Genomic DNA, 19,117 nt, shown 5'->3' on the forward strand with positions numbered 1-19,117 from the left:
GGGTGGCGGAGGTGGAGCTGGGGCACCGGCTGCTCGACCGGGGGCCGAGAGGTGTCTCCCTGACGGCCGAGGGGCACCGCTTCCGCGCCTACGCCGCCGAGGCCCTGGAGCTGTGGCAGGCCTACCGCGAGGAGCATCCGGATCCGGCCGAACTCACCGGGCGGCTGGCCGTGTTCGCGACGGTGACCGCGTGTCAGGCGCTGTTGCCCACGCTGCTGGCGCCGTTGCGCGCGGCCCACCCCCAGGTCCGCCTGGATCTGCGCACCGGTGACGCGGCGGCGGCGCTGGCCCGACTGGACGAGGGTGAGGCGGACGTGGCGGTGGCGGGCGTCCCGGCGCGGCTGCCGGAGTCGCTGGTCAGCCGGACGGTGGCCACCACGGACCTGGTGTTCGTCACCGCCCGCGAACGCCCGGACCCCGGTCTCGACGGCCCCTTCGTCCTCCCCCACCGGGGCCTGGTCCGTGACGCCGCCGACCGCTGGTTCCGCTGCCACGGCCGCTCCCCCGACGCGGCGGCCGAACCGGAGGGCCACGAGGCGCTGTTGACCCTCGTCGCACTCGGCTGCGGCACGGGGGTGGTCCCCCGGTTGGTCCTCGACCACAGCGCCGTACGCGACCGGCTCACGGTGATCCCCACCGAGCAGCCTCCGGCGCCGTTCCCGATCGGGCTGTGCGTGCGCAGGGCGGATCTGCGGCGACCTCATGTGGCGGCCCTGTGGAGCCTCACGGCGGAGTTCACCTTCTGATCACCCTGAGGACGAATTCCGTACCTCCCCCGGCAATTACCTCTTTGCCTCCCTCGCGTCATTCGGAATTGGCGCTTTCATTTTCCGTGGGCGGCACAACCTTCATCGAGCCACGGGCCTCTAATTCGGCGAACCGAATTGGGGGCCCGACGAAAATGAAGCAGGCAGTACAACGGAACTCGGTGTGCCGGGCGGACAGGGAGCGGGTGTGAATCCGTCAACCCGTTCCGCTGCGAGGATCCGGCCGCAGGGAAAGGCCGCGCTGTTCGCCGCCGCGTTCACGGTCGCCGTGCTCTGCGCCGGTGACGTCGTGGCCCGCAGCCGTCCGTTCGGTCCGCGCACCCGGAGCGTCAACGACCTGGGCAACCAGTACGTGCCGTTCCACGCGCACCTGTGGGACCTGCTGCACGGCAGGGCGGACGGCGGGCTGTACGTCAACTGGGGGTCGGGCTTCGGCTCCAGCTTCCTGCCCGACCTCGGCACGTACCTCAGCAGCCCGTTCGCCCCGCTCGTGGCGGTGTTCCCGCGCGACGAGATCGACCTCGCGGTGTACGTGGTCACCCTGCTGAAGGTGGCGTCGGCCGCCGCCGCGACGGCCTGGCTGCTGCTCGCCCTGCGTCCGGGCCGCTGGTGGGCGGCGGGGCTGCTCGGCTCGTCGTACGCGCTGTGCGGCTGGACCCTGGCGGACGCGGTGTACAACCCCATGTGGCTCGACGGTCTGATCTTCCTGCCGCTGCTGTGCCTGGTCGGCGAGTGGGCGCGGCGGGGGCGGCGGCCGTTCCTCGGTGTGCTGGTCGTGGCGCTCGCCTGGACCGCCAACTTCTACACCGCGTACATGGCCACCCTCGCCGCCGGCCTGGTGCTGCTGCTCCGGCTGTGCGTCGGCGACCTCACGCGTCGGCAGCGGCTCTGGGCCGCGGGGCGTGCCGCCCTGATCACGGTCCTCGGCATGGGTCTGGCCGCGCCCCTGGTGACCGTCGTCTACTTCGGCACCCGGCACGCCTCCCCGGGCCGGGTCCGGCAGTTCGTGCCCGTCCCCACCGAGGACCTGCTCGCCCGGCTGCTGCCGGGGACGTACAGCTACGGGACGCCGGCCGTCTTCGTGGGGACCACCGCGCTGCTGCTGGCGCTCGCCCTGCCCTTCCACACGGCGGCCCCGGCACGCGTGCGCGCCGGGTGGACGCTGCTGCTGCCGGCGGTGGCCCTGTCGATGCAGTGGGGGCCGACACATCTGCTCTGGCACGCCTTCGCCACCCCGCAGGGCAGCTCGTACCGTCAGGCCTTCGTGCTCTGCGCGCTGCTGGTGATCACCGCCTGGCACACCCTGTCGTACGGCGTTCCCGGCCGGCGCGCCCTGGGCGCCGCGGGGGCGCTGCTCGTGCTGGTGATCGTGGTCGCGAGCGGCAGTGAGCGGACCATCCGGGCCTTCACGCTCCCGCTCGCCCTGCTCGCCGCCGTCGGCGCGCTGGGCGGTCTGCTCCTGCTCGGACTGAAGCGGAGGGACAGCCGGCCCGCTGTCGTCCTCGCCGTGGCGCTGCTCGTGTGCACGCAGTTCGGCGAGTCCGCCGTCACCTCGGCCGCCGGCACCCGGCTGCGGCTCGGGCACATGGACGACTACGCGCCCTGGGGCGCGCGGCAGCGGGAGCAGGCGGCGGCGATCGCCGGGGCCGACGGCTGGCCCCGCTACCGGACCGATCCGGGCCGGGAGCAGACCGTCGGCAACGACCCGCTGCTGGTGGGCGGGCAGGGCGCGCAGTACTACAGCAGTCTCACCTCGGACGTGCTCAGTCGGACGCTCACCGCCCTCGGGGGTGGGTGGACCTCTCGCGGGCGCAGTGTGCAGAGCCTGGACACCGCCGTGACGGACGCGATCTTCTCCGTCGGCGCCCGGGTGCACTCGCCGCCGGACCCGCACCAGAACTGGTTCCCTCGGGACGGCAGCGGGGTGACCGTGACGCGGCGGGACGTACCGCCGCTGGTCACGGTGCGACCGCACCCCGATCGCGCCGACGGGCCCACGGACCTCTCCGGTTTCGGTCCCTCGCCGTACCGCAATCAGGAACTGCTGCTGGGCGCGCGGGTGTACACCGTGCCCCGGGTCACCGTGCGCACCGCCGCCGGGAAGCCGCCGTCGCCCAGCGACGACGGGCGGCCGGGGGTGCGGGTGGGTCCCCTGCCCCACGCGAGCGCGCCGCAGAGGCCGACGATCACGGGCAGGTGTCCGGCCGGGTCCGAGCTGTACCTGTGGGCGCCGCATCTGTCGGGCACCGCGCGGCTCGCCGCCGCCTCCGACGTCGGGCCCGGCGCGGCGCCGACCGGGCGGTTCCGGTCCGACCAGCCCGTCACCAAGATCGCCGCGATGCAGCGGCTGGGGACGGTCGGGGGCTCCGGACGGTTCCGGATCGAGCTGTCGCCGAACAGGACGAGCCTGGTCCCGGACGGCGCGGTCGGCTGCCTCGACACCGCACGGCTGCGCACCGCCGTGGCGGGACTGAAGGCCACCGGAGCCACGAGCGTACGCGTGGACGACGGCACCGTCCGGGCCGAACTGCCCGCACACAGCACGGGGATCGCGGTGCTCGCGGCGCCCCGGATCTCCGGGTGGCGCTGCGCCGCCGGCAACGCACCCGCCCTCCCGGCGAAGAGCCACTACGGCCTCGTCGCCGTACCGCTGTACGGCTCGGCCAGCAGCGTGACCTGCACGTTCCACCCGCCCGGACTGCGCCTGGGCACGGCGGTGGGAGCGCTCTCACTCACCGCCGTCCTGGTGGTCGCGGCGGCGGGCCCGCTCCGCCGCCGTCGGGTGCGGGGCAGGCCCGTCCCCGTGGCCCCGGCCACCGCTCGACCTTCGCCCGACGACCCGACCGTACGCGAGCGCGTGACCACCGCTCCGTGAACCGCACCCCTGGGGGAGTTCCATGCTCATCTCGATCGTCGCACCCTGCTACAACGAGGACGCCGTCGTCGGACGCTTCCACGAGGAGATCCAGAAGGTCGCGGAAGAGCTGCTTCCGCTCGGCCACGACATGGAGTTCGTGTACGTCGACGACGGCAGCCGGGACCGTACGCTCGCCGTTCTGGAGCGGCTGGCGGAGTTCGACGCGCGGGTCCGGTACGTGTCGTTCAGCCGCAACTTCGGCAAGGAGGCCGCACTGCTCGCGGGGCTGCGGCACGCCTCGGGCGACTGTGTGATCGTCATGGACGCCGACCTGCAGCACCCGCCGGAACTGATCCGCCGCATGGTCGACCTGCGCGAACAGGGCCACGACCAGGTCATCGCCCGCCGCACCCGGACCGGCGACGGCCTGCTGCGCACCGCGACCGCCCGCGTGTACTACCGGCTGGTCAACCGGCTCGTCGACGTCGAACTCGTCGACGGCGTGGGGGACTTCCGGCTGCTGTCGCGCCGGGTCGTCGACGCGGTCCTGGACCTGACGGAGTACAACCGCTTCTCGAAGGGGCTCTTCGCCTGGGTCGGTTTCCCCGGGACGACCTTCGAGTACGAGAACGTCGTGCGCCGGCACGGCCGGAGTTCCTGGAGTTTCCGGTCGCTCCTGAACTACGGGCTGGACGGGCTCCTCTCCTTCAACAACCGTCCGCTGCGGGCCGCCCTTCACCTCGGCCTGTGCCTGCTGCTGTGCGCGGGGCTCTACACGGCCTGGATCGTGGGTGACGCACTCGTCAACGGCGTGGAGACGCCGGGCTATGTCACCATCGTCATGGCCGTGACCGCTCTCGCCGGAGTGCAGATGATCATGCTCGGGGTGATCGGGGAGTACACCGGCCGGATCTACTACGAGGTGAAGGGGCGCCCACACTTCCTGGTGAAGGCGACCAACGCGGAACAGACGGAGGGGCACGCCGCGTGCGGCACGACGAAGGACCTCATTCGCTGATGGGGACGGTGACGCGTACGCGGCCGCGCCCCACGGCGCGCCCGGCGCCGGGGCGGCGCATATCGGGCCAGATCACTGCTTTCGCCCTGGTCGGGGTGGTCAACACCGGGGTCTATTACGGCCTTTACCTCTTGTTCCTCAATGGGCTTCCCTATCTCGCCGCACATGTTCTCGCATTCGCCGTGAGTATGACGGGCTCGTTCTTCCTGAACGCCCGCTTCACTTATCGCACCCGTCCGACCTGGCGTAAATTCCTGTTGTTCCCGCTGACCAACGCCACCAATTTCCTGCTCACGACGGCCGGTGTGTACGTGATCGTGGACGTGCTGCACGCGGGCAACCGGTTCGCACCGCTGCTGGCGTCCGGGGCGGCGATCCCGGTGACGTTCCTGGTGTCCCGCACGATCATGCTGCGGGGTTCCGGGTCCGGGTGAGCCTCGTCAGGCCAACGCGCCCAGCGGGTTGTCGAGCACCGGCTGCCACGCCAACTCGGCCGCTCCGACCAGGCTGTTGTGATCCAGGGTGCAGGCCAGGATCGGGGCGACCCCGCTCTGCCGACCCCACAGACTGCGCTCGGCGACGACGGCCCGCAGCCGGTCGGGGTCGGCGTCGAGCAGGGCGCGGTGCATGCCACCGAGGATGATGCGGTCGGGGTTGAGGATGTTGACGAGGCCGGCGAGCCCGAGGCCGAGGCGGTCGATGACGGCCTCGGCGGCCGTACGGACGCCCGGGTCGTCGTACCGGGTGCGGATCAGGTCGTTGGCCTGTCGCAGCAGCGAACCCTCGGGGTCCGGGTCGCGGCCCACGGCGGTGAGGAAGGCACGTGGGTCGGCCTCGACGTCGAGGCAGCCCCGGCTGCCGCAGTGGCAGGGCCGGCCCTCCGGGTTGACGGTGAGGTGACCGACCTCCAGGGCCAGGCCCGAACTGCCCATGTGCAGACGGCCGTCGAGGACCAGCGCGCCGCCGACGCCCCGGTGGCCGGTCGCCACGCACAGCAGATCGCGGGAGCCGCGCCCGGCGCCGTGCCGGTGTTCGGCGAGGGCGGCGAGGTTGACGTCGTTCGCCGCGAACGCGGGCCCCTCGATCCCGGCCGCGCGGACCCGCTCGGCGAAGATCTCCCGGACCGGCGCCCCGGCCGGCCAGGCCAGGTGCAGCGGGTTCAGGGCCAGTCCCGCCGGTTCGGCGACGGCCGACGGCACGGCCAGGCCCGACCCCACACACCGGCGTCCGGTCTCCGCCAGCAGCTCGGCGCCCGCGTCGACGACCGAGCCGAGCACCTTCGCCGGGTCGGCGTCCACGATCTCGCAGGCGGGCGTGGTGGCGACGATCCGCCCGCCGAGGCCGACCAGCGCGGCCCGCCAGCCGTCGGAGTGCACCTGGGCGGCGAGCGCGACGGGTCCGCCCTCGGCTACTTCGAGGCGGTGGGAGGGCCGGCCCTGGGATCCGGCGGCGGCCCCCGGGTGCGCGTCGACCCGGATCAGCCCCAGGGCCTCCAGCTCGGCGGCCACGGCACCGGCCGTGGCGCGGGTGACGCCCAGTTCGGCGGTGAGCACGGCCCTCGTCGGGGCCCGGCCGGTGTGCACCAGCTCCAGCGCCGGACCGAGCGCGCCCCTCCCCCGGTCCAGCCGAGCCCGTGCCGTCGTCCCTTCGCCCGCCGCCTTGGGGGCCGCCTTCCCGTCCATGAGGGCGAGTCTCCCATGATCCGCTCGGCGCCGAACCCCGCGCGCGGGGCCTCAGCCGTCGTCGAAGCCGCCGACGCGCAGGGTGATGTTCAGCCGCCCGGTCAGCCCCAGCCAGTCCGGCGCGGTCCCCGGCTGCACCCCGGGCACCCCGTGGTGGGCGGACCGGGCCGGCCCGCCGAAGACGAAGAGATCACCGCTGCGCAGCTCCACGTCCGTGTACGGCCGGGTCCGGGTGCGCGTGTTGCCGAAGCGGAAGACACAGCTGTCGCCGAGGCTCAGCGACACCACCGGCGCGTCCGACTTCTCGTCGGCGTCGCGGTGCATCCCCATGCGCGCGTCGCCGTCGTAGAAGTTGACGAGGGCGATGTCGTACGCGGCGGTCGCCGCCCGCGCGCCGAGGGTGTCGACGACCGCGCGCCGGCCCAGCTCGCCCAGCCAGTCCGGGAACGGCTTCACGGGCGCGCCGTCGCCGTCGACAACGGTCCGGGCGTAGCCATACGGGTACCAGTGCCGGCCGAGGCAGACCTGCCGGGCGGTCATCGTGCCGCCGCCCGGGGTGCGGACCGTGCGGAGCCCGGCGGGCGGTCGGGCCCAGGCTCGGCAGGCGTCCAGGAGGTGCCGCTGCTGTTCGGCGTCCAGCCAGTCCGGCACGTGGACCGCGCCGGGCGCGATCTCCGTCCGGCTCCGGGGGAACAGTTCGGCGTCCATGGCACCATCCTCCCGCACGGCTGCCCGGTGATCGTGGGGCCCTCGTCCCGCACGGCCGCCCGGTGTTCATGGGGCCCTCGTCCCGCACGGCTGCTCGGCGGTCGGGGGCGGGGCCGTGCTCGGTTAGCCTGGGCGCACGATGAGCGACCGTATGACCGCGCCCGGGGGCGAGTACGCCCTGGCCCGCTTTCCGGAGGACCCCCGTGACCTGCTGCGCGCCTGGGACGCGTCCGACGCGTATCTGCTGCGCCACCTCGCGGAGAGCGGGACGCGGCTGGACGGAACGGTCGTGGTCGTCGGGGACCGCTGGGGCGCGCTGACCACCGCGCTCGCCGCGCACCGGCCGACGCAGATCACCGACTCGTTCCTGAGCCGGGAGGCGACGCGGGCCAACCTGCTGCGCAACGGCGTCGACGCGGACACCGTACGGCTGCTCACCATGCGGGACACGCCCCCGGACCGTGTCGACGTGCTCCTCGTACGGGTTCCCAAGAGCCTCGCGCTGCTGGAGGACCAGTTGCACCGGCTCGCGCCCGCCGTGCACGAGGGGACGGTCGTGATCGGCACCGGGATGGTCAAGGAGATCCACACCTCGACGCTGAGGCTCTTCGAGCGGGTCCTCGGCCCGACCCGCACCTCGCTCGCCCGGCAGAAGGCACGGCTGATCCACTGCACCCCGGACGCGGAGACACTCAAGGCCCGGGGGGACGATCCGTGGCCGTACACCTACCGGCTGCCGGACGGCATCGGCGTGCTGGCCGGGCGCGCTGTCGTCAACCACGCGGGCGTGTTCTGTGCCGACCGGCTCGACATCGGCACCCGGTTCTTCCTGCGGCAGCTGCCGAAGGCCCCGCGCGGCGGGCGGGTCGTGGACCTGGGGTGCGGCAACGGAGTGGTCGGTACGGCGGTCGCGCTGGCCGATCCGGACACCGAGGTGGTGTTCGTCGACGAGTCGTACCAGGCGGTGGCCTCGGCGGAGGCCACGTACCGGGCGAACCTGCCGGACGCCGACGGGAAGGACGGCGGGGCGGCGCCGGGGAGCGCACCCGGTACGACAGGGGAACCGGCCCGCGGGGCGGCCGAGTTCCGGGTCGGTGACGGGCTGGAGGGATTCGCGCCGGGGAGTGTCGATCTCGTCCTGAACAACCCGCCGTTCCACTCCCACCAGGCGACGACCGACGCCACGGCGCGGCGCATGTTCGCCGGGGCGCGGCGGGCGTTGCGGCCCGGTGGCGAGCTGTGGGTGGTCGGGAACCGTCATCTGGGGTACCACGTGACGCTGCGACGGATCTTCGGCAACAGCGAACTCGTCGCGAGCGACGCCAAGTTCGTGGTGCTCAGGGCGGTCAGGCGGAGTTAGCGACACCCGCCGGGAAGCCGGCCCCGCGCAGGGCGCGCGGTGAGGCGCCCAGTTCGCGGCGGCAGGCCTTGTTGAAGGCCTGGAGGTCGGAAATGCCGACGGAGGCGGCCACGGCGGGGATGGAGAGGGTCGTGGCGCGCAGCAGATGGTGGGCGCGTTCGAGTCTGCGGCGGCGGATGTAGGCGACGACGGTGCCGCCGGTCTCGGCGTGGAACAGCCGGGTCAGGTGGTTGTGGGAGACCCCGGCCACGCGTGCCACCTCCGGGATGGTGAGCGGGGCGGCCAGGTGGGACTCGATGTGGGCGATGGCGGTGGTGACCGCCGGGTGCGGTCCGCGGGCGGCCGCGACGGGCGGGGTCAGCCCGGCCACCCGCCACAGGGCGGTCCACAGTTCGGCCCGGGTGCGGTCCGGCTCGCTCGGCGCGGCAGCCACCGCCTGCAGCAACAGGCCGGTGAGCATGGGCAGTTCGGGACCGGCGTCCTGGACCACCGGAACCGTGCGGGGCGGCCCGGACGGGGCCATGCGCAGATGGGCGAAGAGGTGCTCGGAGCGACCCCGGTAGCGGTAACGGACGGTGGTGCCGGGCGGGACGATGCTGACCCGGCCGGGGCGGATGGTGTGGGCGGTGCCGTCGACGGTCAGCTCGGCCTCGTACTGGTAGAGGTGCAGCTGCCACAGCTCCGGCAGCCGGAACACGTCCGTGCGACTCGCGACGCCGTGCACGCCGACACCGATGAGGGCGACGTACGGCGGCTCACCGAGGTGGATCTCCGTCTCCCGCATGACCAGAAACGTATCAGTGACGGGCGTCACACTCCGCCCCCGGGAGGGGCGCTTCGCAAGACGGTCGCACTCCCACGCGGGACGGACGCGTACGGACCTCCTACGCGGACGGAAGGGAATCTTCCGTCCGCAGGACGCCGATCAGCCGGGCCACCGTCTCCGCCATCGCCGTCCGGCCCGCCGCGAGGTACGTGCGCGGGTCCACCACGTCGGGGTGGGCGGCGAGGTGGTCCCGGACCGCACCGGTCAGGGCGAGGTTGAGCGCGGTGCCGATGTTGACCTTGACGATGCCGCCCGCCACGGCCGCGCGCAGCTCGTCGTCCGGGACTCCGGAGGAGCCGTGCAGGACGAGGGGGACGTCGAGGGCGGCGGCCAGCCGTTTCAGCAGGGCGTGGTCGAGGGCGGCGGTGCGGGTGGTCATCGCGTGGGAGCTGCCGACGGCGACGGCGAGCGCGTCCACGCCCGAGTCCGCGACGAACGCCCGCGCCTCCTCGGGGTCGGTGCGGGCGCCGGGCGCGTGCGCGTCGAGCGGCGGCGCGCCGTTCTTGCCCCCGACCTGCCCCAACTCGGCCTCGATCCACAGCCCTTGGCCGTGCGCCCACTGCACGGCGGCGTGGGTCGCGGCGAGGTTGTCCAGGTAGGGCAGGCGGGAGGCGTCGTACATCACGGAGCTGAAGCCGGCGTCGGCCGCCCGGCGCAGCAGGTCGTCACCACGGATGTGGTCGAGGTGGAGCGCGACGGGCACGGCCGCGCGCTCGGCGGCGGTGGACGCGGCGCGGGCCAGGGGCAGCAGGTCCCCGTCGTGGAATCGGACGGCGTTCTCGCTGACCTGGAGGACCACCGGCGCGGCGACGGACTCGGCGCCCGCGACGATCGCCTCGACGTGTTCCAGGGTGATGACGTTGAACGCGGCCACGGCGGAGTGCGCGGCGGCGGCCTCGGTGATCAGCGCACCGGTCGTCGTCAGGGGCACGGCTCCTCCTGCTTCAGCGGTTGTCGGGGCTCGCGGCGGTGCAGCTGTCGTCGGCGTCGAGGATCACCGAACGCGTCAGGTGACGTGGGCGGTCGGGGTCGAGGCCACGGGCGGCGGCCACGGCGACGGCGAGGCGCTGGGCGCGGACCAGCTCGGCGAGCGGATCGAGCCCGCCGGGCACCCAGGTCGCGCCCGTCCCCCGCACCTGCGCGGCCAGGCCGTCCGGCGCCTCGCCGAGCATCCAGGTCACCGTCGACCGGGTGGTGACGCTGATCGGGCCGTGCCGGTACTCCATCGCCGGGTAGGCCTCGCTCCACGCGAGCGCGGCCTCGCGCATCTTCAGGGCGGCCTCGTGGGCGAGGCCCACGGTCCAGCCCCGGCCGAGGAAGGTGAACTGGGCGCCGGCGACGAGCCCTTCGGGCAGCGGCGCCTCCAGCGCGGCACGCGCGTCGGTGACGGCGGCCTCGGGGTGCAGGCCGAAGTGGGCGCGGAGGAGGGTGAGGACGGTGGTGGCGAAGCGGGTCTGGACGACGGACTTCTCGTCGGCGAAGTCCAGCACGACGAGGTCGTCCGCGGCCGTCATGACGGGGGTGTCCGGGTCGGCGGTGACCGCCGTCGTGCGGGTACGGCCGCGCAGTGCGCCCAGCAGGTCCAGCACCTCGGTGGTGGTGCCGGAGCGGGTGAGGGCGACGACGCGGTCGTAGGCCCGCCCGTGGGGGAACTCCGAGGCCGCGAAGGCGTCGGTCTCCCCCTGCCCGGCCCGCTCGCGCAGCACGGCGGCGGCCTGCGCCATGAAGTACGAGGTTCCGCAGCCGACGAGCGCCACCCGCTCCCCCGGCGCCGGTAGGGCCGCGGCGTGTTCCGGCGCGTCGGCGGCGACGCGGGCCCAGCACTCGGGCTGGCTGTTGAGCTCGTCCTCGACGTGGGTCATGCGGGAACCCTCCCCGGGATGCACCGGACTCATGCTTGCTTCTGCACGATAGAGTCATCTTTCGAGCATCTTCAAGCACGAGGAGACGGATGTCCCGCGACGAACGCTGGCAGACCCTGCTCGAACTGCTCGCAGGACGGGGGCGGCTGGACGTCGAGGAGGCAGCTGTCGAGCTGGGGGTGTCCGCCGCGACGATCCGGCGCGATCTCGACGGGCTCGCGGAACAGCAGATGCTCGTGCGCACCCGGGGCGGGGCGGTGGTGCACGGCGTCTCGTACGAGCTGCCGCTGCGCTACAAGACGGCCCGGCGCGCGACCGAGAAGCAACGCATCGCGAAGGCCGTGGCGGATCTCGTCGCGCCCGGCGAGGCTGTGGGGCTGACCGGTGGCACGACGACCACGGAGGTGGCCCGGGCCCTGGCCGTGCGGGGCGATCTGGCGTCCGGCGCGCCCGCGCTGACGGTCGTCACGAACGCGCTCAACATCGCGGGCGAACTGGCGGTGCGCCCCCAGTTCAAGATCGTGGTGACGGGCGGGGTGGCCCGCGCCCAGTCGTACGAGCTCGTGGGTCCGCTCGCCGACGGGGTGCTGGACCGGATCACCCTGGACGTGGCCGTGCTCGGTGTCGTCGCCCTCGACGTGGCGCACGGTGCCGCCGCGCACGACGAGGCGGAGGCGGCCGTCAACCGGCTGCTGTGCGAGCGTGCCGAGCGGGTGGTCGTCGCGGCCGACTCCAGCAAGCTGGGACGGCGGGCCTTCGCCTGGATCTGTGCGACGGAGGCGGTGGACACGCTGGTCACGGACTCGGCCGCCGCGCCCGCGACGGTGCGGCTGTTCGAGGAGGCCGGGGTACGGGTCGTCACCGTCTGAGGCCCGCCGTGCCGACCCGGCCAGGGTCAGTCCTGGAGCCATGGCGCACGGTGCCGCCGCGCTTCAGGGTGGTGAGGACGAGGGGCGCCTTCGAGCGGGCGACGCGGGTCGGGGAGCGGCGGCCGCCGGTCGTGACGGGCGCCGGCTGAGTGCTCGACTGCCGCCGTCAGTGGGTGTGCTGGGCCGGGGGTTCGCCCGCCGGGTCCGGCGCCGATGCCTCCCCGGCGTGCACCGTGAACGCCGCCGTGTGGACCTTGCCGTCGTGCTTGAAGTCGAGGAAGAGACGATAGGTGCCGACGCTGGGAGCCGTGGCCGTGAAGGAGATGTCCGGGCCGGGCTCGGTCGTGCCGTCGCCGGGCTCGCCGTTCGGGTGGACGTGCAGGTAGGCGAGGTCACCGGAGCGCAGGGCGACGAGGTGGCCGTACGCACCGAGGTAGGGCTGGAGGTCCGTGACGGGTTTGCCGTCGCGGGAGACCTTCAGCTTCAGCTCGCTCGCGGCGCCCGGGCGCAGGCCGCCGTCCAGTTCGACGTCGTAGCCGTTGACCTCGGCGGTGTCGGCCGGCGCCGGGAGCTTGTGCGGCTTGTACGTCCCCGAGGCCGCGAGGTCGGCGCCGAGGGTGAGGTTCTCGGCGTCCTCGCCGGCCGGGGTGAAGTCGGCGAAGACGCGGTAGTCGCCCGCCTCGGGCAGGTCGACGGGGGTGCTCCAGGTGCCGTCGGCGGCGCGGGTGGGGTGCAGATGGCGGTAGGTGACCAGGTCGCGTGAGGCGAGGATCAGGTGGAGTTCCTTGTCGTGCTCGCGCTGGTACGCGGTGACGGCGCGGCCCTCCGCGTCCCTGATCACGAGGCGCAGGTCGGCGCGGTGTCCGGCGGTGACACTCGGGGTGCGCAGGTCGAGGGTGTAGCCGCTCTCGGAGACCTGCAGTCCGCCGGCCGGGGCGGCCGCGTGTGCGCCCGCGCCCTCTCCGGGACCCGGCGACTCCTCGGTGTGGCCGTCGTGGCGCGCGGGCTCGCTCTTCGCCGTGTCCGAGACGACGGGTTCGACGCCCTTGCCCACGCCGTAAGCGGCGCCGAACGTCGCGGCCAGCGCGGCGGCGAACGCGGTGATCCTCAGTCCGGTGTGCATGGCCGTCTCCTTCGCGGTCCGGGGCTTCAGGGTTTTCAGGGGCTTCACACAGCTCACCATACCCCTAGGGGGTATAGAGTCAAGCGCTGCGCGCGACTTGCCACGGATACCCCAGAGGGGTATACAGGCAGCAGGGTGCAAGGATACCCCTACCCCGTATCCAGGAAGACCGCCGCCCACGACGCACGAGGGAGCAGCCATGACCGTCACGAGGACCGGGACCGGGACCGCCGCGGAGGTGGAGCTCGCCATCGGCGGCATGACCTGCGCCTCCTGTGCCGCGCGCGTCGAGAAGAAGCTGAACCGCATGGAGGGCGTCACCGCCACGGTCAACTACGCCACCGAGAAGGCGAAGGTCAGCTACCCGGACGACGTCTCGGTGCGGGACCTGATCGCCACCGTGGAGGCGACCGGCTACACGGCTCGGGAACCGGCACCGCCCGCCCGAGCCGAGCCGGACGGCACCGACGGCGAGGACGGCGAGGACGGCGCGGGCGAGGCGGCCGACGACGAGCTGAGGCCGCTCCGGCAGCGGCTGGTCACCGCGGCGGCCCTGGCCGTCCCCGTCATCGCGATGGCGATGATCCCCGCGCTGCAGTTCGAGTACTGGCAGTGGCTGTCCCTGACGCTGGCGGCGCCCGTGGTGACGTACGCCGGGTGGCCCTTCCACCGCGCCGCCTGGAAGAACGCCCGGCACGGGGCCGCCACCATGGACACCCTGATCTCCGTCGGCACCCTGGCCGCCTTCGGCTGGTCGCTGTGGGCGCTGTTCCTCGGGACGGCGGGCACACCGGGCATGACGCACCCCTTCGAGCTGACCATCTCCCGGAACGACGGCGCCGGCTCCATCTATCTGGAGGCGGCGGCCGGGGTGACCGCCTTCATCCTCGCCGGGCGCTACTTCGAGGCCCGCTCCAAGCGGAAGGCCGGCGCGGCCCTGCGGGCGCTGCTGGAGCTGGGCGCGAAGGACGTCACCGTACTCACCCGGGACGGCGGCGAACGGACGGTTCCCGTCGCCGAGTTGCGGGTCGGCGACCGCTTCCTGGTGCGTCCGGGCGAGAAGATCGCCACCGACGGAACCGTGGTCGAGGGATCGTCCGCCGTGGACGCGTCCATGCTGACCGGCGAATCCGTGCCCGTGGAGGTCGCGGTCGGCGACACGGTCACCGGCGCCACCGTGAACGCGGGCGGACGTCTCGTCGTCGAGGCCACCAGGATCGGCGCCGACACCCAACTGGCCCGGATGGCACGGCTGGTGGAGGACGCGCAGAACGGAAAGGCCTCGGCCCAGCGCCTCGCGGACCGCATCTCCGCCGTCTTCGTGCCGATCGTGATCGCCCTCGCCCTGGGCACCCTCGGCTTCTGGCTCGGCAACGGCGCCGGGCTCACGGCCGCCTTCACCGCGGCGGTCGCCGTACTGATCATCGCCTGCCCCTGCGCCCTGGGGCTCGCCACACCGACCGCGCTCCTGGTCGGCACCGGGCGCGGCGCCCAGCTGGGCATCCTGATCAAGGGCCCGGAGGTGCTGGAGTCCACCCGCAGGGTCGACACGGTCGTCCTCGACAAGACCGGCACCGTCACCACCGGCCGGATGACCCTGCTGGCCGTGCACCCCGCCGACGGCATCGACGAGGCCGAAGTGCTGCGCCTGGCAGGCGCGTTGGAGCACGCCTCCGAGCACCCGGTCGCCCGCGCCGTCGCCGAGGGCGCCCTGGCCCGCCTCGGCTCGCTGCCCACGCCGGAGGACTTCGCGAACGTGCCCGGCCTCGGGGTACAGGGCGTCGTCGACGGTCACGCGGTCCTCGTCGGCCGCGAACGGCTCCTCGCCGACTGGTCCATGGAACTGCCGACGGACCTGCGGCGGGCGGAGGACCGGGCCGAGAGCGCCGGCCGCACGGCCGTCGTGGTCGCCTGGGACGGTGAGGTCCGCGCGGTCCTCGAGGTCGCCGACGCGGTGAAGGAGACCAGCGCCGAGGCGGTCGCACGGCTGCGGTCGCTCGGCCTCACCCCGATCCTGCTGACCGGGGACAACCGGGCCGTGGCCGAGTCCGTCGCCCGTGAGGTCGGCATCGCCGTCGAGGACGTGATCGCGGAGGTGCTGCCGCAGGACAAGGTCGACGTCGTCGAACGGCTGCAGGCCCGGGGCCGTTCGGTCGCCATGGTCGGCGACGGCGTCAACGACGCGGCCGCGCTCGCCCGGGCCGACCTCGGGCTGGCCCTGGGCACGGGTACGGACGCCGCGATCGAGGCCGGCGACCTGACCCTCGTACGAGGTGATCTGCGCGCGGCGGCCGACGCCATCCGCCTCGCCCGCCGGACCCTCGGCACGATCCGGTCCAACCTGTTCTGGGCGTTCGCCTACAACGTGGCCGCCCTGCCGCTAGCGGCGGCCGGTCTGCTCAACCCCATGATCGCGGGGGCGGCCATGGCCTTCTCCTCGGTCTTCGTCGTCGGCAACTCGCTGCGCCTGCGGACGTTCCGGGCGGCCGACTGAATCAACCGGCCCTGGCCGGGAGGCCGTTCCCCTGCCGGGCCCCGACCTCGGTGAATTCGCGACCTTCGCCTATTCGCCGAGGCCGGGGTACGGCGGGATCGGGGAGCGATTCACAGCCACGCCGTGGGCCTTCGACGGAAACTCGCCGAATTGCCTGTTCCGGTTCATCCGGGCGGGAAATCACGGAACTGTGCCCTAAATCACAGAGGCTGCGACTCGGAGATCGCCTTCGAATACCGTCGACCTTGGCCGAATTCCTCAACGGGCCGCTGGAAAGCCGTCGAACACGCTGATCGAATTCGCGGCGTTCGATCACCGAGTGTGACGATCGCCGAGGTGGGCGAGGAGCAGGTTCGGGTCCCGCAGGGTGAAGAAGGCACCACTGGGGACGTAGACCGTCCGGTGGCGTACGGCCACGGAGGTCGGGTTGGAGAGTCCGTCGTCCTGGGTGAGCACGACGGTGTGGGTGCCGTCCGGACGGACGAGGGCGACCTCGCTGCTCAGGACCAGGGCGGCGAGAACGGTGTCCCCGCGGCCGGTGAAGGCGAAGTCGTCGACCCCGGCGAGTCCCGTCGCCCGGATCCCGGTCGGACCCGCCGAGCCGTCCCGGCGGACGGGGACGCGCAGCAGGGTTCTCCGGTCGGTGTTGGAGACCCACACGGCCCCGTCGTGGACCTTGAGGCCGTTCGCGCCGACACCGAAGCCCCCCTCCGAGGCGGGTAGCGGCCGGAGGGCGGCGCCCGTGGTCCACGCCGTGGGCGTGCCGCCCCGCTGCGGGACGCGCCAGACGGTCCCCAGCACCGAGTCGGCGACGTAGAGGACGCCCCGGCGCTCGTCGAGACCGATGGCGTTGGGCAGCCCGTTCGGGGGCAGTTGGGCGATCTGCCGGGGTGTGCCGCCGGGGGTGACGCGCCAGACGCCCGTCTTGCGGGTCCCGGTGGCGTAGGTGACGTAGAGCGTGCCGTCGTGGGCGCGGGCGATGCCGAGGACGATGTCGTCGCCCACGAGGGGCGTGCGCGGGTTCGGCTCGGCGGGCAGGGTGGCGAGGACCCGGGTGTGTCCCTGCTTGGTGATGTGGACGACCTGGCGGGCGGTCGAGAAGGTCAGGTCGGCGGAGCCGTCGGGTTCCAGGGCGATGTTCTCCGGTGTCTGGCCCCGGGTGATGTCGAAGTGGGCGACGACACGCGGACGGGACACGGTCTGCTCGCCGTCCGGCGGGGGCGCCGCGGCGAGCAGGGCGACGGCGGCGGTGGCCGCCGCGAAGGCCGGCAGGTGGGGAAGGCGGGGCATCGGTCTCTCCTCGGGCGGGCCAGGGCGCCGTGGAGGCGGCGCCACACGACCATGACGGCGCGCCCGCCCAGCGGCGGGAGTCACGGCCGGGTGTTCGCCCGCACGGCGCACGGCATGCGCCCGGTCGAGTCCCCACAGAACCCCGAAGGGTCGGCAGCACACCACGACCCACGTCCGGGCCCCTCGTGACGGACGGCGAGGCCCTCCCGGATCGAGGTGGGCCCGATGGCTGACTGGCTGACTCCCCCGACAGAAGACGCCGACGTGCGGCCGCGCGTCGGGCCGGGGGCGTCACAGGAATCGGTGCGGGCCATGAGGTGGCCTCCCCGGTCGAGCCGCCGGTGGCCCGGACGGGTGCGCAGGGAGCGCAGGGAGCGCAGGGCAGCGAACGGGACCGCGTGCAGCCGTTCGAAGAGGTGCGGCGGCGCGAGCCGGGAGAGCTCGGGCAGGTCCTCGTCCGTAACCGGCGGACGCAGCCGTACGCCGTTCAACACTCCTCGCAGCCGCGTCGGCGGCGCGGCCGGTCCGGCTGGCGGAGCCGATGCGGCGCGGCCTGCCCCGGCAGGTCAGAGCGGCCTCGCACCACCTTGCCCCCCGTGCCGTCCTCCACTTAGCCTCCTTTTGTGCCGCGAATAAACAAAACCCGATCGCACAACGCCGTGCCGGGCCACCCCACCGACCCCTCGAACCTCCGAGCCCTCCGTATCGCCATCACCGCCTTCTTCGCCCTCGACGGCTTCGTCTTCGCCGGCTGGGTGGTCAGGATCCCCGCCATCAAGGAGCAGACCGGCGCCTCGCCCGGCGCCCTGGGGCTCGCCCTGCTGGGCGTGTCCGCCGGAGCGGTGATCACGATGATGCTCACCGGTCGGCTCTGCCGCCGCTTCGGCAGCCACCCGGTGACGGTCGCCTGCGCCGTGCTGCTGTCCCTCAGCGTGGCCCTGCCCCCGCTCACCCACACGGCACTCGCCCTGGGCGCGGTGCTCCTGGTGTTCGGCGCGGCCTTCGGCGGGATCAACGTCGCCTTCAACAGCGCGGCCGTGGACCTGGTGGCCGCGCTCGGCCGGCCCATCATGCCCGGTTTCCACGCCGCGTTCAGCCTCGGCGGCATGGTCGGGGCCGGACTCGGCAGTCTCGTCGCCGGCACCCTCTCCCCCACCCGCCACCTGCTCGGCATCACCCTGATCGGCCTCCTGGTGACCGCCGTCGCCGCACCCACCCTGCTGCGCCACGAGCCCCCGGCACCCCTCGACCGCACCCCCGGGCAGCCTGCCCGGGACACCGGCCCACGAGACCCTCACGCCGACTCCGATCCCGGACCCGATCCCGGCCGCCTGGACAGCCGTACGCGCGCCCTGGTGGTCGTCCTCGGCCTGATCGCCGGCTGCACGGCGTACGGCGAGGGGGCGCTGGCCGACTGGGGCGCCCTGCACCTGGAGGCGGACCTGGACGCCTCACCCGGTGTCGCGGCGATCGGTTACTCGTGTTTCGCGCTCGCCATGACGGTCGGCCGGCTGACCGGAACGACCCTGCTGGAACGCCTGGGCAGGACCACGGTGCTCGTGGCGGGCGGGGCCACCGCGACAGCCGGCATGCTGCTCGGCGCCCTCGCCCCCTCGGTCTGGGCGACCTTGCTCGGCTTCGCGGTCACCGGTCTCGGCCTCGCCAACATCTTCCCGGTGGCCATCGAACGGGCCGGCGCGCTGGCCGGTCCGAGCGGTGTCGCGACCGCCTCCACGCTCGGCTATCTCGGCATGCTCCTCGGCCCGCCCGCGATCGGTTTCATGGCCGAGTGGTTCTCCCTGCCCACAGCACTCACCAGCGTCGCGGTACTCGCCGCGTTCGCCTCCGCCATCGCCTTCGCCACCCGTCACTCTGCCGCGAAATGACCACTCACCGTTGCCTCTTGACCCCTCGGGGTGCATGAAGTCAGCCCTCCGAGAACACGAGGCAACCATTCAGTCGTTCGATTCGTATAACTCCCTGGAGACACTGCGACCCGGCCGGACAGAGGGCGGCCGGAGCGTCACCATCCGCTTTTTCCGGATGGTCCGAACAAGGAGAAACGATGCGACTGTTCGTGCTCAACTACGCTCGCTCCGCTGAGCAGTTGGAGTTCAGCGCTCCGTACACCTACGACTCCGGGCTGCAGTTGAACGTGCTCGCCGACGGGCGGATAGCCGCTCACGACCAGGGCCTTATGCGGGAATTGGGGGCGACGACGTCCACCGCGGGTTCGAAGACCCATTTCGACGACTGAACGC

At 73.2% G+C, this 19,117-nt stretch carries 16 protein-coding genes; 9 read left to right on the forward strand and 7 right to left on the reverse strand.

Going from position 1 to position 19,117, the window contains the following annotated elements; genetic code table 11:
* From P1P70_RS08990 to P1P70_RS09005, 4 genes are all read left to right on the forward strand, one after another.
* Positions 1-746, forward strand: a 746-nt coding sequence (locus P1P70_RS08990) for a LysR substrate-binding domain-containing protein (protein ID WP_319236023.1), incomplete at its 5' end; no start/stop codon positions are given.
* Positions 747-954: 208 nt separating this feature from the next.
* Positions 955-3,642: a YfhO family protein gene (locus P1P70_RS08995; protein WP_319236025.1), complete on the forward strand. Its 2,688-nt coding sequence runs from the start codon at positions 955-957 to the stop codon at positions 3,640-3,642.
* Between the two features lie 22 nt (positions 3,643-3,664).
* Positions 3,665-4,642: a glycosyltransferase family 2 protein gene (locus P1P70_RS09000; RefSeq protein WP_319236027.1), complete on the forward strand. Its 978-nt coding sequence runs from the start codon at positions 3,665-3,667 to the stop codon at positions 4,640-4,642.
* A complete protein-coding gene (locus tag P1P70_RS09005; RefSeq protein WP_319236029.1) occupies positions 4,642-5,076 on the forward strand; it encodes a GtrA family protein in 435 nt (144 codons plus the stop codon). Before P1P70_RS09000 ends, P1P70_RS09005 begins: the two co-directional genes overlap by 1 nt.
* A 6-nt stretch (positions 5,077-5,082) precedes the next feature.
* On the opposite strand, the gene P1P70_RS09010 is transcribed toward P1P70_RS09005, so the two are convergent.
* Positions 5,083-6,324, reverse strand: coding sequence for an ROK family protein (locus tag P1P70_RS09010; protein WP_319236031.1), 1,242 nt, complete (start codon positions 6,322-6,324; stop codon positions 5,083-5,085).
* A 51-nt stretch (positions 6,325-6,375) separates the two neighbouring features.
* Positions 6,376-7,032, reverse strand: coding sequence for an alpha-ketoglutarate-dependent dioxygenase AlkB (locus tag P1P70_RS09015; protein ID WP_319236033.1), 657 nt, complete (start codon positions 7,030-7,032; stop codon positions 6,376-6,378).
* Positions 7,033-7,171: 139 nt separating this feature from the next.
* Between P1P70_RS09015 and P1P70_RS09020 the strand changes: the two genes are divergently transcribed.
* The gene (locus tag P1P70_RS09020; RefSeq protein ID WP_319236035.1) at positions 7,172-8,392 is read left to right on the forward strand and encodes a methyltransferase; all 1,221 of its coding nucleotides are present in this window, start codon (positions 7,172-7,174) and stop codon (positions 8,390-8,392) included.
* Here the strand turns inward: P1P70_RS09020 and P1P70_RS09025 are convergent.
* The 3 genes from P1P70_RS09025 to P1P70_RS09035 all read right to left on the reverse strand — a co-directional run bounded on the left by P1P70_RS09025 (position 8,379) and on the right by P1P70_RS09035 (position 11,080).
* Positions 8,379-9,176, reverse strand: a complete 798-nt coding sequence (locus P1P70_RS09025) for an AraC family transcriptional regulator (RefSeq protein ID WP_319236037.1) — start codon at positions 9,174-9,176, stop codon at positions 8,379-8,381. The two genes, P1P70_RS09020 and P1P70_RS09025, sit on opposite strands and share 14 nt — an antisense overlap.
* A 100-nt stretch (positions 9,177-9,276) precedes the next feature.
* Positions 9,277-10,149: a class II fructose-bisphosphate aldolase gene (locus tag P1P70_RS09030; RefSeq protein ID WP_319236039.1), complete on the reverse strand. Its 873-nt coding sequence runs from the start codon at positions 10,147-10,149 to the stop codon at positions 9,277-9,279.
* A gap of 13 nt (positions 10,150-10,162) precedes the next feature.
* Entirely contained in the window at positions 10,163-11,080 is a 918-nt protein-coding gene (locus P1P70_RS09035) for an SIS domain-containing protein (RefSeq protein ID WP_319236041.1), read from the reverse strand.
* Positions 11,081-11,169: 89 nt separating this feature from the next.
* Here P1P70_RS09035 and P1P70_RS09040 point away from each other — a divergent pair, with 89 nt between their 5' ends.
* Positions 11,170-11,949, forward strand: a complete 780-nt coding sequence (locus P1P70_RS09040; protein ID WP_319236043.1) for a DeoR/GlpR family DNA-binding transcription regulator — start codon at positions 11,170-11,172, stop codon at positions 11,947-11,949.
* A 166-nt stretch (positions 11,950-12,115) separates the two neighbouring features.
* Here P1P70_RS09040 and P1P70_RS09045 read toward each other — a convergent pair whose 3' ends face one another.
* On the reverse strand, positions 12,116-13,072 hold the full coding sequence (locus P1P70_RS09045; RefSeq protein ID WP_319236045.1) for a hypothetical protein: 957 nt from the start codon (positions 13,070-13,072) through the stop codon (positions 12,116-12,118).
* Between the two features lie 199 nt (positions 13,073-13,271).
* Here P1P70_RS09045 and P1P70_RS09050 point away from each other — a divergent pair, with 199 nt between their 5' ends.
* The gene (locus P1P70_RS09050; RefSeq protein ID WP_319236047.1) at positions 13,272-15,566 is read left to right on the forward strand and encodes a heavy metal translocating P-type ATPase; all 2,295 of its coding nucleotides are present in this window, start codon (positions 13,272-13,274) and stop codon (positions 15,564-15,566) included.
* A 312-nt stretch (positions 15,567-15,878) separates the two neighbouring features.
* On the opposite strand, the gene P1P70_RS09055 is transcribed toward P1P70_RS09050, so the two are convergent.
* A complete protein-coding gene (locus tag P1P70_RS09055; RefSeq protein ID WP_319236049.1) occupies positions 15,879-16,856 on the reverse strand; it encodes a hypothetical protein in 978 nt (325 codons plus the stop codon).
* Positions 16,857-17,515: 659 nt separating this feature from the next.
* Here P1P70_RS09055 and P1P70_RS09060 point away from each other — a divergent pair.
* Entirely contained in the window at positions 17,516-18,742 is a 1,227-nt protein-coding gene (locus tag P1P70_RS09060; protein ID WP_319236051.1) for an MFS transporter, read from the forward strand.
* A 179-nt stretch (positions 18,743-18,921) separates the two neighbouring features.
* Positions 18,922-19,113, forward strand: coding sequence for a putative ATP-grasp-modified RiPP (tgmA, locus tag P1P70_RS09065; protein WP_033525738.1), 192 nt, complete (start codon positions 18,922-18,924; stop codon positions 19,111-19,113).
* Positions 19,114-19,117 lie beyond the last annotated feature (4 nt).

The sequence above is a fragment of the Streptomyces sp. MB09-02B genome, assembly GCF_033794485.1.
GTDB lineage: Bacteria > Actinomycetota > Actinomycetes > Streptomycetales > Streptomycetaceae > Streptomyces.

Excerpts from the sequence above, each read along its gene's own strand:
- P1P70_RS09005 (WP_319236029.1), top strand. The coding sequence starts at position 4,642 with ATGGGGACGGTGACGCGTACGCGGCCGCGCCCCACGGCGCGCCCGGCG.
- P1P70_RS09010 (WP_319236031.1), bottom strand. The coding sequence starts at position 6,324 with ATGGACGGGAAGGCGGCCCCCAAGGCGGCGGGCGAAGGGACGACGGCA.
- P1P70_RS09055 (WP_319236049.1), bottom strand. The coding sequence starts at position 16,856 with ATGCCCCGCCTTCCCCACCTGCCGGCCTTCGCGGCGGCCACCGCCGCC.
- P1P70_RS09015 (WP_319236033.1), bottom strand. The coding sequence starts at position 7,032 with ATGGACGCCGAACTGTTCCCCCGGAGCCGGACGGAGATCGCGCCCGGC.
- P1P70_RS09050 (WP_319236047.1), top strand. The coding sequence starts at position 13,272 with ATGACCGTCACGAGGACCGGGACCGGGACCGCCGCGGAGGTGGAGCTC.
- P1P70_RS09035 (WP_319236041.1), bottom strand. The coding sequence starts at position 11,080 with ATGACCCACGTCGAGGACGAGCTCAACAGCCAGCCCGAGTGCTGGGCC.
- P1P70_RS09000 (WP_319236027.1), top strand. The coding sequence starts at position 3,665 with ATGCTCATCTCGATCGTCGCACCCTGCTACAACGAGGACGCCGTCGTC.
- tgmA (WP_033525738.1), top strand. The coding sequence starts at position 18,922 with ATGCGACTGTTCGTGCTCAACTACGCTCGCTCCGCTGAGCAGTTGGAG.
- P1P70_RS09040 (WP_319236043.1), top strand. The coding sequence starts at position 11,170 with ATGTCCCGCGACGAACGCTGGCAGACCCTGCTCGAACTGCTCGCAGGA.
- P1P70_RS09025 (WP_319236037.1), bottom strand. The coding sequence starts at position 9,176 with ATGCGGGAGACGGAGATCCACCTCGGTGAGCCGCCGTACGTCGCCCTC.
- P1P70_RS09020 (WP_319236035.1), top strand. The coding sequence starts at position 7,172 with ATGAGCGACCGTATGACCGCGCCCGGGGGCGAGTACGCCCTGGCCCGC.
- P1P70_RS09045 (WP_319236045.1), bottom strand. The coding sequence starts at position 13,072 with ATGCACACCGGACTGAGGATCACCGCGTTCGCCGCCGCGCTGGCCGCG.